The organism is Paenibacillus sp. J22R232, from assembly GCF_056269165.1.
In genome coordinates, this window is sequence record NZ_JBWDNK010000008.1 from 90,731 (window position 1) to 107,569 (window position 16,839).

The following is a 16,839-nucleotide window of genomic DNA, read 5'->3' on the forward strand; positions in this document are numbered from 1 at the left end:
AAACGGCTCCCGAAATGATTTCGGGAGCCGTTTGGTATATTTGCAACATCATAATGAATGGTACAGAAATCCGTACTTTGTGAAAGCCAGCGTTCCTTATCTCGCTCCGAACTGTGCATGGTGCAAGCGGCTGTAGATACCGCCCGCCGAGACAAGCTCCTCATGCCGGCCTTGTTCGCTAATGCCTTGCTCCGTCACGACGACGATTCTGTCGGCGTTCTTAATCGTGGCAAGCCGATGCGCGATAACTAGCGTCGTGCGTCCGACGGACAATTCTGCGAGCGACTGCTGAATCGCAGCCTCCGTCTCCGTGTCGAGCGCCGAAGTCGCTTCATCCAGAATGAGGATTGGCGGGTTTTTGAGGAACATCCTCGCAATGGCAAGGCGCTGCTTCTGCCCACCGGACAGCTTAACGCCCCGCTCCCCAACAACCGTATCGAGGCCATGCGGCTGGGCATGGATGAATTCCTCCAGCTTCGCCCTGCGTGCCGCCTGCCAGATATCCTCGTCTGATGCCCCAAGCTTGCCATAGGCAATGTTCTCGCGAATCGTGCCTGCGAACAGGAACACGTCTTGCTGAACGATTCCGATCTGCTTCCGCAGCGAGTCCAGCTTCAAATCGCGAATATCATAACCGTCGACAGAGATGCTTCCGCCCTCAATCTCGTAAAAGCGCGGCAGCAGGCTGCAAAGCGTAGTCTTGCCTGCCCCTGACGGGCCGACGAAAGCGATCGTCTCTCCTGCCCGAATCGTCAGGTCAATATTTTGGAGCACCTTCGCTTCGCCTTCATAACCGAACGTTACCTGGCGGTACTCAATATTGCCGGATAGGCGGTCAACCTCGGTCGCATTCGGCTTATCCGCTACGTCTGGAGCCGTTTCCAGGAGTTGAACGTAACGTTTGAATCCTGCGATCCCTTTCGGATAACTCTCGATGACGGCATTGATCTTCTCGATCGGCTTAAAGAAAATATTCGTCAGGAGCACGAAGCTGATGAACTCCCCGTATTTCAATTCCCCTTTAATAACGAACCAAGTGCCCGCAATAAGCACGAACACGGATACGAGCCTCATCAGCATATACGTGATCGATGAGTTCAATCCAATGATTTTGTAAGAAATAAGCTTGGCTTCGCGGAAGCGAAGGTTGTTAACCTTGAACAGCTTCTTCTCATGGCCTTCATTAGAGAACGCCTGTACGACGCGGATACCGCCAACCGTATCCTCCACGCGCGCGTTGAAATCGGCCATATCCGAGAACAGCCTGTTCGCGGCTTTCGTCATTTTTCCGTTGAACATAAGCACGAGCCAAATAATAATCGGCACGATCACGAAGGTGAGAATAGCGAGTTCCAGGTTAATATACGCCATGATTCCGAAAGCGCCTACGAGCGTCATCGCCGCAATGAACATATCCTCCGGTCCGTGATGGGCTACTTCCCCGATCTCGAAGAGGTCGTTCGTAAGACGCGAGATCAGATGACCGGTCTTGGTGTTGTCGAAGAAACGGAAGGACAGCTTCTGCACATGGTCGAACAGCTTTTTGCGCATATCCGTCTCAATGTTAATGCCGAGCATATGCCCCCAGTAGGTAACAACGTAAGAAAGCAGCGTATTAATGATATAGACAATAAGCAGAATCGCGCAGGCCGTTACAATCAGCCCCCAATTCTCATCCGGCAGCAGCGTATCTATGACATAGCTAACCGCAAGCGGAAAGCATAGCTCAAGGATAGCCAGCAGAACCGCGCAGCAGAAATCCAGCAGGAATAGCTTTTTGTAGGGCTTATAATAGGCAAAAAATCGTAAAAGCATCGTATACTCCTTCTTCTCTCATGATGATAATCATTTTCAATAAAATGATATACAAACGCTACCACAGTGTCAATCCATCACCGAAATCAATTCGCTCCGCATGCGTATACACGTTCATCTCCCCGCCTCTAATAAAACCTACGCAGGTGATGCCGAGATCCTCCGCAAGGCGCAGGGCGAGATCCGTCGGTGCCGACTTGCTGAGCATGATGCCGCAGCCAATCTTAGCCGCCTTAAGCACCGCTTCCGAGGATAATCTTCCGCTGAAGGCAATCACCTTATCAGAGGTGCGCAGGCGGTGCATCAAGCAGTAACCGAACAGCTTATCAAGCGCGTTATGCCTACCGATGTCCGTCCTGATAACAAGCAGCCCCGAAGGGGTGCCGATCGCCGCGTTATGGACTCCGCCCGTGCTGCGGAATTCCGCGGAGCTCGCCTGCAGCTCCTGCATGAAACCGATGCACTGCTCAGCCGTGATGCGGGTGCGGGTCATGATCGTTTTGGCCGTAAGCATGTCATTATGGAAATAAAATTGCCTGCTCTTCCCGCAGCAGGAACCAATAAACCGCTTGGCATAATGATCACGGCTGAGCTTTAGCTCATGCGCAAGCTCTACGTAAGCAAACCCTGTGTCCTCATGAATAGTGAGCCCCTGTATTTGACCCGCTTCTCGAATAACGCCTTCGGAGGCTAGAAAACCGACGACCAGCTCCTCCAGATTGGTGGGCGAGCATACCAGCGTCGCAAACTCTTCGCCGCCAAGCTTCAAGGTGAGCGGGAATTCCGCCGCAATGTCGTCGTCCCGCTCCAAAGGCACACTGCCATCGTACCTCAGTATGCGCCATTTCGTCGTATTTGAAAGCTCCATATGCATCCCCTCCCTTCCCTGCACCCTGCACATCTTTGCCAAAAGCCGAACGGCAAGAGATTCCTTGCTCCCTTTATTCCTTGCTCCCTTGCTCCCTTGCTGCGCGCCCTCATCGCCCTAGCTTGGCGGCTCCGTCTCCAGCTCTACGATCCGCTTCTCCATATATTTCGTATCCTTAAAAGCATGGTAAGTGTCCGCCCGCTCCACAATAACGGACGCGTTATATTCCGGGATGCCGGCAAGCGGCTCATACACCCCTTTGGCAAATAAGCTGTTGCCCTCCGGCCAATAAAGCTCAATGTTGCCTGCGGCTATATCCGCACGCTTCGCTCGCCCATGAAAGCTGCCGCTTCGGTTATAGACGACAATCGCTTCGCCTTCCGATATCGCAAGCTTCGTTAGGTCTTCTCCGCTCATTAATACGTCATATCGGCCCGCCGCATTGAATGCGTCCTTCTCCCCGTAGATCATGGAGTTGAACTGTTTTCCTCGCCTCGTCGTCGCATAGAAATGACCCTCGGGTATGCGAAGCTCCGGGAGCGCAATCGGCAGAAGCTGGCCTCGTCCGTCTGAGGTTGGGCAATATCCGCCTTCGCACAGCCATGCGCCTCCCCATTGAAACACGTCTCCTTGCTTGCCTAGCAGCTGCACGCCATCGTAGGCTGGCGCTGCCTGCGCAATCTCCCGCCTAACGGCATGCGCATCGCGAAACACCGCTGCATCCGCGAGCTCCGGGCGAATCCGCGCGGCCAGCTCCGCGTATATCTGCCATTCCGCGCGCGCTTCCTCAATACGGGGGCCCGCGATTTCCGGCGAATAATAAACCATGCGTTCCGTTGATGTCGAAGTACCGCCTCCCGGCTGCTCATACCTAGTCATCGCGGGGAGAACAATAACCTCCTCCTCTGCGTCCAGCAGCGTGGAGCTATTAAGCACGATATCCTGATGTACGCGCAGATCGACTGCTTCCAAGCAGCGTCGTACGAATTCCGGAGCCGGCATCGTCTCCACAAAATTACCGCCTGACGTATAGAACAGCTTCAGCTTTCGTTCATGGTGCTCCGGCAGCATCGCGTTCTCCAGCGATACGCCAACGATATCTCCTTGCCATTCAGGCAGCTTAAAGCCCCAGATCTTCTCCACCCGCTTCATATCCTCGCCTTTGAATTCGCCGCCAGGCAGACTGAACGGATCCGCTCCCATCTCTCCCGAGCCCTGCACGCCGCTATGGCCGCGAATCGGCATCAGCCCGCAATGCTCTCGGCCCAAGAAGCCTCTCAGCAGGGCCAGATTGGCCACCTGCGAAATATTGTCCGTCCCGAAGCGATGCTGCGTCAGCCCCATGCTCCAGACGAAGACCCCCGATCCCGCTTCTGCCAGCAGCTCAGCGAACTCCCTCATCCTTGAGCGTGTCAGCCCGGAGGATTGCTCCAGCAGCTCCCAATCCTGATTCCGAACATGCGCCAGAAGCTCTGCATACCCATTCGTATGCGCGCTTACGAATGCGTGATCGATTGCCGATCCCGGTCGATCCTCCTCCATGTCGAACCAGCACTTCATCACGCCATGCATGAACGCGATGTCTCCGCCAATGTTCACCTGATAGAAATCGTCAGCCAGCCTCGTACCGAACAGCGCCGATTCCGCTATCGACGGAATCCAGTAGCCCTCCATCGCCGGCTCGCGGTAAGGGTTGATGACGATAATTTTCGTGCCCTTGCGCTTTGCCGCATACATGTATTTCGTCGATACCGGCTGATTATTCGCGGCCACGCTGCCCCAGAACACCAGAACATCGGTGCCGATCCAATCCTTGTAATTGCAGGTAGAGGCCCCTACGCCAAGGGAACGCTTCATTGCCGTCTTCGAAGGCGAATGACAGATTCGGGAGGCATTATCGATATTGTTCGTACCGATGAGCCTAGCCGCCTTCGCCGCCACGTAATATGATTCATTCGTAATGCCTCTGGCGGTTAAATAGAAAGCCAGCTGCTTCGGATCGATTGCCCGGGCTTTCGCCGCGATGCGCCCCAATGCCTCGTCCCACGAAATTCTGCGGAAGCTTCGTTCTCCCTTGCTGCGAATGAGCGGGTACGGCAGCCGTCCAAGCTTCCGAAGCTGTGTGCTATCCAGCTTGCGCAGCTCGTCAATATCCGCGTGCAGAACGGCCGGCTTGATCGCTGGCATCGTATTCAGTCGCAGCACGTTTAGCCTTGTCGTGCACACATGCGGCCCTTCCAGCGTCTGGTCGTACAAGCCGGATACGCCAAGCGCGCAGCCGTCGCAGACGCCCTGCGTCAGGATGCGGTAGGCATACGGCAAGCTGTCCCGGTTATCCCAGGCCACCTTCAACGTATCCTTAATATGATGCGGCTTTATTCGGCCAAGCCCGAACGGCGCCTTGCTTACCCATAGCTTCGGATCCGGCAGCCTTGGCAGCTTGATTGGTCCCGTATGTATCGTCTTCTTCAATCGACAACCTCCCCGATCAGCATCATCAAATACATGTATAGATACGATTCATTCGGTTATGCCATCCCTGCAAAGTAAGCGCATACAAAATATCATTCGCAATGAACACATCTAACTCCCGAACGACATAGGAGATAAGTTTTTCTAAATAATGTGCGAGGATATGCGTTATCCAATATGAAGTATATTCTTGCTGATCATCGCCGTTTCCTTGAACTCTTCGCCAAATGGGGCTGCAATACCTTTCGATTGCGTACATGAACTGCGCGGAATGAGGGAATAGAGCTACTGCATAGCTCTATTCCCCCTAGACCAGCTCCTCGGCTACAATGGCAATACTTGCACGGCAGCCTGCTTGCCGCTCACTTGGATGCCAGACTGCTTCTTGCCGTTCTCTGCCAAATCCTTCACCATGCGCTCCAGCAGCTCTTTCGCCTTCGGACCTTCCTTGCCCTGTATGCGCACCACTAGCTGAACGCCATTGCCGGAGCCGAGCAGCTTCGCCGCCTGACGAAGCTTCGTATCATAATCATGCTCTTCGATATGCGGGGTCAGACGCAGCTCTTTCACCTTGGCAGGCTGCTCCTTCGCCTTCGCTCCGCGTTTCTCCTGCCCTGCCTGCTGCTTGGCTTGTCCCTTCGCGACCAGCTTGCACGGAGGAGGGCTGCTCATGAGCGAGGTGCACACGAGATCCACCTTAAGCTCCCGCGCCTTCGCGAGCGCCTCATCGCGTGTTACAATACCGAGATCCTCGCCGCGCAAGCCCGTTAGATGGACCTCGGAGGCGCGTATTTTTTCATTCATAATGACCATGGATGCCATACCCGCTTATCTCTCCCTTACCCTAAATATGAAAAACAGCAGCCTTCACTTTCGAAGCCGCCGTTTTCTTTTCTTCTATTATACGCTTTTCCTATGCTTCCAGCGCGGTTTGTTTCCGCAGCGCCGTGGCAGCAATTTCCTGCGACTCCGCTTTGCGAAGAAATTTCTTGCCTCTCCAGCGAAGCAGCGACAAGGTGCCGCGGATGTATTCATCCAGTATCATGCATGCATAAATGCCGATCAAGCCCCAGCCAAGCTCGATGCCTACATAATAAGCAAGTGCCGTCGCCACCAGCCACATCGAGAAAACGGATGTCCACATCGTGTAGCGCGTATCCCCGACCGCGTTCAACGCATTGCCGAGCGCCATATTAATCATTTTGCCCGGCTGCAGCAGCAGGTTCATACCGAGCAGCGAGACGCCGAGCGCCACGATCTCCTTATTGTCCGTGAACAAGCCGAGCAGCTGCTTGCCGAACAAGAAGATAAGGAAGGCATTGACCGTCACGACACCGAGACCGATCCACATCGCCCGGAAAGCAAGGCCGTAAGCCTCCTTCACCCTTCCCGCACCGTATAAATGGGCAATCTGGATTTGTACCGCAAGCGCAATCGAATAGCCAAGCATAAAACAAAACGATTCGAGTGTATTCATATACGTTCGCGCTGCCAACTCATTCGAGCCCAGCATCGCCAGAAACGTGAAGATCAGCAGCTGCGTGAACACCCAGCACGACATATTGACGCCAAGAGGCCAGCCAATGCGGATAATGTCACCGAACAGCTTGCGGTTGAACAGCGAAAAGTCGCGTAAGCTAATCGTCCTCTCGAAGGAGCTGAGGAACATGATGAACAGTACGATTGTAGCCAGCAATCGGCAGAGCACGGTGGAGACGGCTACGCCCATCAATCCCCATTTCGGGAAACCGAAAGCGCCGAAGATGAATGCATAGTTGAAAAATACATGAACCACATTCATCCCGATTGCCGTGTACATCGGCCCTTTCGTATTGCCCGTATTCCGAATCGACGTGCTGAGCGCCGACATGACGGCAATAAGAACCATACCGCCGCCAACAATGGAAATATACGTCTCGGCAAGGGGGATCAAATGCTCCGGAAGCTGGAGTATCGCGGCGATTTCCCCTGGTATCAAATAAAGCAGAATGCTGAGCCCGATGCCGATAATCGCGCTTACCGTTACGGCCATGATCGCGATCGTACGCGCATCCTCGCCGTTGCGGGAGCCTATCTTCTGAGCGATAAGGATGCCTGCACCGCTTGCTACGGTAATAAACAAAGTCGTAAGCGCTTGGAACAGCTGGTTGGAGAAGCCGACTACAGCAACCGCATCGTCGCTGATACGGCTTACCATAAGCGTATCCGCAGCCCCTAATAAAAATTGCAAAAATAGCTCGATAAATATCGGCCATGCCAGCATCCAAAGCGAGAATTTTCTTTCCGTCAAAGCCATTATGTTTTCCCCCTGCGCGAGCTCCCTGCCGGGAGCCGAATCCGTTGTCAATTGATCATTCGTCATTTCAAATTATAGATGCTATACTGAGCCTGATGTATCACTTTTACAACCGAAACTATAACGATTCCAACTTCGAAATAGGGGAGCCAGTTAACCAGTGCCTATTATTCATATGACTATTCCGCCGCTTCCGCATTACATCATCGGCGGGTACACCCTTGCACCCGCAGGACGCAAGCATCCCAGCAGACGCAATATTGAAGTGTTCGACCTGCTGGTTGTCACACGGGGCTGCCTCTATATCGGAGAAGAAGAGCAGCACTACGAAGTAAGCGGCGGCCACGCTCTGATCCTCCGGCCCGATGCTTACCACTACGCTACGCGTGCCTGCCAAGAGCAAACCTCTTATTACTGGATTCATTTCCAGACGACCGGTCAATGGGGGATGTCGGAGCAAGCCATAGCGGAGGAACCGGTCGTTGGGACGAATGAGCTGGTCGAAAGAGCGAAGGAGCGCATGGTTTCCTCCAGTTTTTACACGACGCAAACCTTCACAAAGCAACTGCCGCAATTCACTAAGCTGCTTCAGCCCTCCAAGATGGAGAGCCTCCTCAACCAGCTCGTGCTGCTTAACATTAATGACCATATCCCGAGCGTCAAGTGGAAGCAGCAGCTTGCGTTCCAGGAGGTCATCGAGCATTTGTCCGCATCCATGGAAACGCAGGGCCCGACTCCCTCCGCTTTATGCGCGGAGCAAGCGGCCTCCTATTTGCGGGAGCATTACCGGGATAACATAACCGCCCAGGAGCTGGGTGAGAGCATCAACTTCCATCCCGTCTATATCGCGAGATGCATGCAGAAGGAATTTGGCTGCGCCCCCTTCGATTATTTGATGCGCTTCCGCATTGAACGAGCGAAGCTGCTGCTGCTCCAAACCGACCTGCCCATCGCCCGGATCGGCGAAGAGGTCGGCTTCAACCATGCAGCCTACTTTGCCTCTTGCTTCGCCAAGTACGAGGGCATTTCCCCGCGCAAATACCGGCAGCGCTTCTCGCATGGATAAGCGTAAACGGCTGTCGCCATCCTCTGTGGCAAAGGCAGTCGTTTCACGGAGATAGATAAGCACATTTATATGTAAAACATATCAATTCTTATAGATTAACAAAAAGGGAAGCACCCGCATTTCACATGCAGGCGCATCCCTTATTCGCACAAGAATTGATTTACAAACTGAGCTAATGCAGCCTCCGACCAATACTGCCCGCTTTCAATAGTTGGGCGAGCATAGGCTGTCTTACACCGTTGTTGCAGTACCTTCACCATGGCTCACCGTTCCGGCTGCCGGCTTCTTGCCCCAATTGGTTAGCCTCTTTCCTAACCGAATCGAAGGAAGCTCGACAAAATAATAGCTCATCGCCCCAGCTCCGAACGAAACCACAAAAGCCATGACGACAATGAGTGGCGTATCTATCTTGCCGTCCAGCAGATGTACGAGCGAGAGCAGTACGATCATATGGTACAGATAAAGGCTGTACGAAATTTTGCCCAAAAACAGCAGTGGCCTGCGCTGCAGCTGCCGCGACAAACGAACAAAAGAAATCGCGGCTACGATGAAGATAGATGCCCCAATCGCAGTCATCCAATCGCCGCGATGCGGCATGAACATATCGTGGAAGTTCTCGCCGTAGCCAATCCATTTGAAGGAATAGCAGCAAAGCCCTACCGCCAGCAGCAGCGACATCCACCATCCATTCAGCCGCGAGAACAGCTTCTTCAGCTCCCCCTGGTACTTTGCGAGCAGAGCTCCTGCAATAAAAAAGGAAGCATAGTGCAAAGAGACAACGAAGTTTGTCATATAACGCGTCTCGAAGTTGGCGAGCATAATTTCGGCCCCGTAGGACAAGAGCAGCGCCAGCGGAAGTCCAAGCTTCCAGCCGCCTTTGACGATAGCAAACATAATGAACGGAAACATTAACGAGATTCGCATTTCGTGAACGAGTGTCCATAGAATCGGATCGTACCGCGTCGTATTATAGTTGCCTACGAAGAGCAAGTGATGAATAAATGAGGACCAGTTCGGTGGGATGACCCAAAGGTTGTTGTAGTAGCTTGTCAAATCGGTCAGCTTCGACACATACACGGCTTCCCTCATCGCAATCGCGATAAGCAGCGCAATAACAAAGGGGATATAGATGCGACAAATCCTTTTGATCACGTACTTCGTGTAAGTCTGCTGGCGGTTGCTGAAGAATGGCAGCGAAAGCACGAAACCGCTTAACAGAAAAAACATAATCACGGCTTCGTGGCCGCCCCAAATCGCATGCAAGGGGGTGTATTTCAACAGGTTCAGCGGGTAGTCAAGCAGCCCCAGCCCTGATGTGTTCTGCACAATAGGCGTGAACACCATTAAGAAATGTCCGATCATCACGGCAAGTGCCGCGAGCCCTCTAAGTGAATCCAATTGTTCATAGCGCTGCACGCTGCGATTCCTCCACATTTACCGAATCTTCATCTTAACAAAGACGATTATAAGGGATAGGAGCACGTTTTGTCCGCAACTATTTTCATAAGGCTTACAAGCTTCCAGACCGCCTTGGTCTTCTCCAGAGCTTTACGGCTCCCAATAGGCATAAACAGACCGTCAAACCCGCGCAACCGCCCATAAAATCAAGCACGACGTCTGTCGCATTGCCCGTTCTTTCATCAGAGCCCAGTTGATTCCACTCGTCCAGCGCCGGAATGGCTATGGCTGCCAATAACGTAATCAGTAAGGATACCCAGACGCGTCCTCGTGATAACGCGCGTAGAAACATGAACAGCAAAGCCGAGAATGTGGCATACACGAATAAATGCGCACCCTTGCGAAAGAGAAATTCAATAAACCGATAGGGATCTACATGTGAATTTATGACGCTTGTTCGGTAAATGATCGTCACGTCCGGCAGCCATCTCATAAGCTGGTGATAATTAAAATGACTTCTTAAAAACGGCTGGATATTTTGCTCCGTATACGATTGCGAGGAGAAAATAAACAGCATGCTCAACCAGCCTACCAATACGATCCCCCAGAACGCGACCGTCTTCCATCGCCTCTTTTTAACCAAATCGTCCGCACCTCCGCTTGGCACTTTACTGTATCTATCATACTTGAAAAAGCATATGGAAACAAAATACAAACCTCGTTACAAAGCAGGAGTACAAATAAAATAGCGGCTACCCGCTCTAACGTGGTAACCGCATGTTAATCCGTTCTTAGTCATATTGGGATGAATTAATGTCACAAGCCCATATTCCGTTTCATGTCCAAAAAGTTACTGCTATGAGGGCTCCTACCTTAACTTGTCTGTTTGCCTATAGTTAAGAGCTCTCAACATAATCGATATATGCGCAATTCACTTCACCTTCGCATTCTCTTCCATACCGTACACAATCATAGCAATTTAGAATTCGATCTAGCGCTTGACTTGCCCCCAATACATCATCAGATTGGTAGGATTTGCTCATTAACAGCTTATCCACCATCTCTTGCCGCAACATCTCAATTGTCTGCTCCAGCTTGATTCTTTGCTGAACATCATCTCTATTAATGCTTTCCTACTCCTCTCTGAGGAAACTCAGTAATGAAGTCTTTTCACGGCTATGCCACGGTTTGCATACCTCATCTATTTGTTCCCTTTATACCTCTGTCTCATGCAGGTCATTGATATGCTAGATAAGTACTTTTATTAAGTATTCGGACCTAATTCGTAGACCTAATTGATGGACCTACTTTATATAAGAAATTAGACTCATTGGATCCGAAATGATTTGACAAAATCTCAAATCCTCGTCTAAAACACGTCAATAGTCCCCCCAGATTGAATATCTGTTTGAAGCAGAATAGTCCATATAGATAGTGTAATGTATATTTTAGTTCTGAGGTAGGGGTTTATTGGTTAAATGTATTAATTTTTTACATTTCATTACTGATCCACATAACCATTCGACTATAAGGCAAAAAGACCAGCCCGCCACTTACTCGGAAGCGGTAGCTAATCTTTTTTAAGCACGATATCATTCTATTCCAACGTTTTCACTGTCGCTTAAGGAATTAACTACAATACAACATCCAGTAAATGATTTATTTCATCAACCGTGTTACATCGATACAACTTTCTGCCTAATGATGTGAATTCACTAAGTGTAAGTTCACTTATTTTAAGCTTTGCTTCAAGATCTATATAATTAAATTTCTCATTAAGAAACTCATTCAACATTTTCTTTCTTGTTGCCAATTCCAATTCATAATGCATATATTCTCTATCTACATCAATTTCAGACAATACATCTGTATAAAATCCATCAAAATGCCCCTCAATATAATCGAGTACGGAATTCATATCATTAATCGTATGCGTGTAAATAAGCGTTCCTTGTTTTTTCATTGCAAATACAAGTGCTGGACTATATCTTTCTTGGGACATCACTAGAAACTTTATGTCCTTTTCTTTCACGAACGATATGACTTCATTATCCGTCGCATTTGTTTGATATAACGTATAGAGGTATTGCGGAAACGGAAAGATCTCCTCAATTATGTCATACATCGTTTGTGAATATAGTTGGGGTATCACACGGAGCAAAATTTGAAAGCCATATGCCCTGGCACCTGCAACCAAAGCTTCAAATTGTTTTCTCACGATCTCTTGATCCGTATACTTCGTATCTGTAATCAGATACGCATCAGGATGGGCGACAAGAAATTCAAATAAACCTTCAACGGTTAAAGGCGATAAAGTATTTAAAATTTTCGAATTTTGAAATTGTTCCCTCGTGAGTGAATGGCCCTGCATGAATCCACTTGGAGGCTCTTGCTTCAGCAAACTGAAAATAGACGGCTCCCAGCTCTCGCGTGCGACTAATTGTTCATCTGAGGTTAGCGCTAAATCAGCTTCAAACAGTCTATGGCCTCTATGAATATAGCTCTGTTCAAAAGCTTCCTTGCAGTTAGTTAAATTAACGCCTTGAATTCTTCCTCCACCGCGACTTATCACACGATTATATTTATGCTTCTTAGGAGGGCTAGCTTGAAATAAGCTATCTCCCCCAAATAAAGTAACAAATGTATCGAAAGAGGTAGAGACCACGTTTGATTCCGATTGCAATACTACGATATTCATTCCTCTATGATTTAAACTCTGCTCCTGATTATCTTGCTTTATACTGCTATGATTTGTTGCGAGGGCTCCGCCGCTTTTAGCACTCACAGTGGTCTCACCACAAACCCCCTCCCAGTAAATATCATCGATAGAGCACTCTTCAAATAAAACATCATACTCATCCATGTGGTTTTTTTTTGCTATCCATAGATAACTATGCCTTAATTTCGACTTGTTCAATTGAGTAATACCAAATCGCTTTAATTTCATTTCAACTTCTTCATTAATTTGCTGGCTAGCATCATCTTTTACAGAAATAATGACATACGAGCCCTTAACAACATCATTCAAGAAATCAATAACGGTCTTTCCTTCTACGGTTTTTATCGTATAACCATCATTCGAAAAATAAGGAAAATAGCTGCTATCATGAAAATAAATCGATTGGTTGTTGTACTCCAATGCTAAGTCCTTGAACGTCTTCATCCAAATTCCATATTGCCGGTACATGCTAGCCACATAAGCCGCATAAACTTTTTCATCCCTGATTCTATCGTGTATCGTTTTCAAATTGGATTGAGGGATATAAATGCTCCCCTTTTTCAATAAAGATAAGTCAGCCATCTTATATATCATTTTCCACCTCGGTTGGTATTGCACGATAAATGGTTTGGTAATCATACATAGTAACAAACGTATCTACTCTATTTACAGCTTCAACTCTTGATTCAATGACATCGTACACAACCATATTCATCCCACGAAGATTTGGCGAATATTCTTTGCCATCGATAATTATGCTAGAATGATTGCCACTGTCATATCCTTTACTTGCAACCTCGACATCCATTGGAAATTTAAAACCATCGATAGATGCTTCTTTTTTATAATGCTTTGACAGAGGCTTATCTGACCATTCCTCAAAAAGACTAATATAAACATTATCATATTTTTTCCAAATAATGTTGATATAACTATTCCGCAGGTGCTCTCTCGTTAATTCACGAATACCGAAATCACAGAGCTTCTCCTGCCATTTATGATTTAACGCCTGAGATCCATCATCTTTAACGGACAGAATGATAAGCGAAAATGGATTTGCCTCTTTGAATAAATCTATAAGACTCTTACTGATTACAAGTTGTATATTATATTTCCGTTCCCATAAGAAAGGCATCATACTCGAATCATCAAAATACACAGGCAGCTGAGAATTCGTTTGCGCATCTATACCTGTGATATCTATTATGGACACGTTCTTTTGCTTGCAAAGTTTTTCAATGTTTGAGGTTTCCAGTATATCATCTGCCCAAACCGGATTTCTTATTATCGTCTTGCAATCCTCTTTGTCGGAAGCCAAGACCTCTTTCCATCTCGAAAAAGAGTATCTCCCCTCAACTGAAACTCTCTCCGAACCTTCTCCTACAATTTCAGTTGCCTCGGAAGGTTTACCCGTCTTATCCGGTTGTTCCGCTATTTTTATTACTGGTTTAATGTTTTTCATGCTCATCATCAAGAAAAACCAGCAGCCCAATAAAATAACCGCAGCGGTTTGCAACAATAAAATGCTCACAAAATCACTCCCGGAGTTGGAATTTCTTTGATGGCCCGATACATCCCATTATCGACATAAGTCGTCGAAAAGGTATCCGCAACAAACTGGTCTAATACATTGCCAGTCCTCATATCTATCACCGCGAAGTTGAGGCCTCTTTCATTTGAACAACAAGATATCTGATTAATAAGTAATTCAGATTTGTTTCCAGACAAGGCGCCTTGGCTTCGTAGTCTCAAATTAACCGGGAGGGAAATTCCATTTAAAATTGATCGTTTCTCCCATTCTTGCTCAATAGATTGGTCCGCAACTTCTTCATATAAGGACACAAAGCCTTTGTTCTTATAAATTACATTAGTATAGCTATGTCGGTATTTGCTTTTATCCAACTTATAGATGCCATAATTTCTCATCATGTCTGCAAAGGCTGAAGTAAACTGATTGGCTGCATCATCTTTAGCGACTACAGCGATAAGAACATGATCAGGAAGGCTTTGCAAATGGGCCGGCAATGTAATCGGGTTAACTAACTCAATCTTATGACCTTTTTTCCGTAAAACATCAATATAAAACTTATCTCCGAAATAAATTGGCTTATCATTTTCATCTACATTCAATATAGAGAAAAATCGAATGTTTTTCTTCCGTTGAGCACGATAGTATTCCTCAAGCTTGCTCATACCGCTCACATCATTTATGGCAACATTCATATGCCCTTGATCTAAAGCAAGTGGAATAGGCAGTATAATCGAATCGTCATTAACCAGACTTAAAATCTGTTCGATATTAGATGAAAATTGGGCTGACACCACGTTATCCAGCTCTAAATTATTAACCTCTTCATCTGATACCAATTTATCGTTCGCAATTAAATAGGCCGATCTACTGATTTGCTGCTTGCTGAATTCGTATGCTTTTTTATTCTCTCCAGACACAGGTAATACTATCGTTTTATTCTCTCTATCAAATATTGTGCTGTTTACATATTCACCTGAATCAGAAGCATACAATAGAGTACGAGCCGTTGCAAAAGAGCCATTGGGGAACTGTACCAACGGTATGACTCTATTCTCGTCCGCCGTAAAAAGACTCGTACCCATTCCATAACTGATTTTGGGCAGCCCTAACAAATGGAGAAGCGTCGGGCCTACATCCAAAGTGCTCCCTATCCTTTTGAAATCAGGCAGGTCAGCTTTCGCAGCATTTGCCGTTGCAATAACGAATGGTACTTGTGCCATTCGCATCCGATTCGTTAACTTAAGCATGTTGGATTGCTGAATGCCCAATTCGTCATATAATGACGGTAGATGCTCTGGCGAAACCCCTTCGTGATCGCCATAAAATGAAAATACGGTGTTTTCCATTAATCCTTCACGTTGCAAAGACTCATAAAATGACTGTAGTGCTCGATCGGTATAGTTTACACTTTGATAGTATAAGGAAAGAAACTCAGGCAAATTATTGCTCAATTTCAGTCCCCATAATTTCTCTTCCAATTTAAAAGGAAAATGCGAGGTTAAACTAATCATAAATGAAAAAAAAGGCTTCTTCATTTTTTTGATCTTTTCGACAGATTGTTCAAAAAAAGAAAAATCGGATAACCACGAAGACGCTTTATCTTGAAGTAAATAATCTTCCTCCGAGAAGAACCTCTCAAATCCATGTGTGTTCATCATTGTACGTCGATTATAAAAATCACCTTTGTACCCATGGTAGGCTACCGCCTCATAGCCATGTTTTCTCATGATTTTAGGTAAACCAAAGTACTTCTTGTCATAATGTTTATAATTTACTACATCGTTCTGCATGGCATACAAGGAATGCAGCGAAGCTAATTCCGCGTCAGAGGTATGTCCTCTTGAGAATTGGCTAAAAATATCTGTGAATGCTAGATTTTCCCTAGCTAGGCGGTTCATGAATGGGGTTACTTCTTGACCTTCAACTTTATGATGAAGTAAAAACTGTTGAAAAGACTCCAATTGAATTAGAATCACATTCATACCTTTGTATTTCCCAAACCACGGATCTTTAACCGAATCATCTTCTGTTGAATTCTGACTCTTTGCATATTCCATATGGAAGTTCTCATGCATTTGTTCCTGCTCTAGTCTACTTCTTTTTTCCAATATCCAAATAAAATAATACGACAAGAACATACCGAAAGTATGGATTGGCATTTGTCCGTTAGATAAGCGTTTTTTTTGGCGTATCGTTATTATAATGAGCATGATCAGTAGTAAATTTAAAGACCACCATATTGTCGTAAAAGAACTAACTTCACCATTTGTAACAATAAGCGCTATTATAACTTCAGAAAAAGTGATAACAAAATAAATATCGCTCCATTTTACAAGTCTGCCTGCCGCTTGTAACAGCATCGTTCCATTTGTAGCTGCAGTTCCCTTTACAAACAAAAACTGCTTAACCTGAAAAGCTGCAACAAAATTCCCAAAGTATCTAAAGTGAACCAAGTTCACAAAGTAGCAAATTGTAACAAGTAGGACCAAAATAAAAGCAAAGTAAACACTCCACTCTGCCATAATTTTTATAATAACAGATGTTAATCCTGATATTACAATTTGCTCTAGTGATACCCATTTCAAGCCGCGAATTTTATTTAAAGCCATATTCCATGTTAAATGCCAGATGAATATAGCAAGGCATATCAATAGCGCCGACAACTGTTTCAACC

General features: G+C 47.2%; 12 protein-coding genes. 1 reads left to right on the forward strand and 11 read right to left on the reverse strand.

All coding sequences use genetic code 11. The features are described from left to right. Positions 1-96: 96 nt before the first annotated feature. The 5 genes from AC0YN3_RS21840 to AC0YN3_RS21860 form a co-directional block, all read right to left on the reverse strand. Positions 97-1,815 carry an ABC transporter ATP-binding protein gene (locus AC0YN3_RS21840; protein ID WP_475777070.1) on the reverse strand — a complete coding sequence of 573 codons (1,719 nt, stop codon included), beginning with the start codon at positions 1,813-1,815 and terminating at the stop codon, positions 97-99. A gap of 58 nt (positions 1,816-1,873) precedes the next feature. After that, positions 1,874-2,683, reverse strand: coding sequence for a formate dehydrogenase accessory sulfurtransferase FdhD (gene fdhD / locus AC0YN3_RS21845; RefSeq protein WP_475777071.1), 810 nt, complete (start codon positions 2,681-2,683; stop codon positions 1,874-1,876). A gap of 117 nt (positions 2,684-2,800) precedes the next feature. After that, positions 2,801-5,155 carry an FdhF/YdeP family oxidoreductase gene (locus AC0YN3_RS21850; protein ID WP_475777072.1) on the reverse strand — a complete coding sequence of 785 codons (2,355 nt, stop codon included), beginning with the start codon at positions 5,153-5,155 and terminating at the stop codon, positions 2,801-2,803. Between the two features lie 324 nt (positions 5,156-5,479). Further along, positions 5,480-5,968, reverse strand: coding sequence for a translation initiation factor IF-3 (gene infC / locus AC0YN3_RS21855; RefSeq protein WP_475777211.1), 489 nt, complete (start codon positions 5,966-5,968; stop codon positions 5,480-5,482). 100 nt (positions 5,969-6,068) lie between these two features. Further along, positions 6,069-7,451 (reverse strand): MATE family efflux transporter, encoded by a 1,383-nt coding sequence (locus tag AC0YN3_RS21860; protein WP_475777073.1) that lies wholly within the window; start codon positions 7,449-7,451, stop codon positions 6,069-6,071. Positions 7,452-7,611: 160 nt separating this feature from the next. Between AC0YN3_RS21860 and AC0YN3_RS21865 the strand changes: the two genes are divergently transcribed. After that, a complete protein-coding gene (locus AC0YN3_RS21865; RefSeq protein WP_475777074.1) occupies positions 7,612-8,517 on the forward strand; it encodes a helix-turn-helix transcriptional regulator in 906 nt (301 codons plus the stop codon). Positions 8,518-8,748: 231 nt separating this feature from the next. Here AC0YN3_RS21865 and AC0YN3_RS21870 read toward each other — a convergent pair whose 3' ends face one another. The 6 genes from AC0YN3_RS21870 to AC0YN3_RS21895 form a co-directional block, all read right to left on the reverse strand. Then, a complete protein-coding gene (locus tag AC0YN3_RS21870) occupies positions 8,749-9,933 on the reverse strand; it encodes an acyltransferase family protein (protein ID WP_475777075.1) in 1,185 nt (394 codons plus the stop codon). A 94-nt stretch (positions 9,934-10,027) separates the two neighbouring features. After that, a complete protein-coding gene (locus AC0YN3_RS21875; RefSeq protein WP_475777076.1) occupies positions 10,028-10,558 on the reverse strand; it encodes a VanZ family protein in 531 nt (176 codons plus the stop codon). Positions 10,559-10,811: 253 nt separating this feature from the next. Further along, entirely contained in the window at positions 10,812-11,042 is a 231-nt protein-coding gene (locus AC0YN3_RS21880) for an aspartyl-phosphate phosphatase Spo0E family protein (protein WP_475777212.1), read from the reverse strand. A 506-nt stretch (positions 11,043-11,548) separates the two neighbouring features. After that, positions 11,549-13,228, reverse strand: coding sequence for an interleukin-like EMT inducer domain-containing protein (locus AC0YN3_RS21885; RefSeq protein WP_475777077.1), 1,680 nt, complete (start codon positions 13,226-13,228; stop codon positions 11,549-11,551). Further along, positions 13,218-14,165 (reverse strand): hypothetical protein, encoded by a 948-nt coding sequence (locus AC0YN3_RS21890; RefSeq protein ID WP_475777078.1) that lies wholly within the window; start codon positions 14,163-14,165, stop codon positions 13,218-13,220. Before AC0YN3_RS21890 ends, AC0YN3_RS21885 begins: the two co-directional genes overlap by 11 nt. Then, a complete protein-coding gene (locus AC0YN3_RS21895; RefSeq protein WP_475777079.1) occupies positions 14,162-16,828 on the reverse strand; it encodes a sulfatase-like hydrolase/transferase in 2,667 nt (888 codons plus the stop codon). The genes AC0YN3_RS21890 and AC0YN3_RS21895 overlap by 4 nt, the downstream gene beginning before the upstream one ends. Positions 16,829-16,839 lie beyond the last annotated feature (11 nt).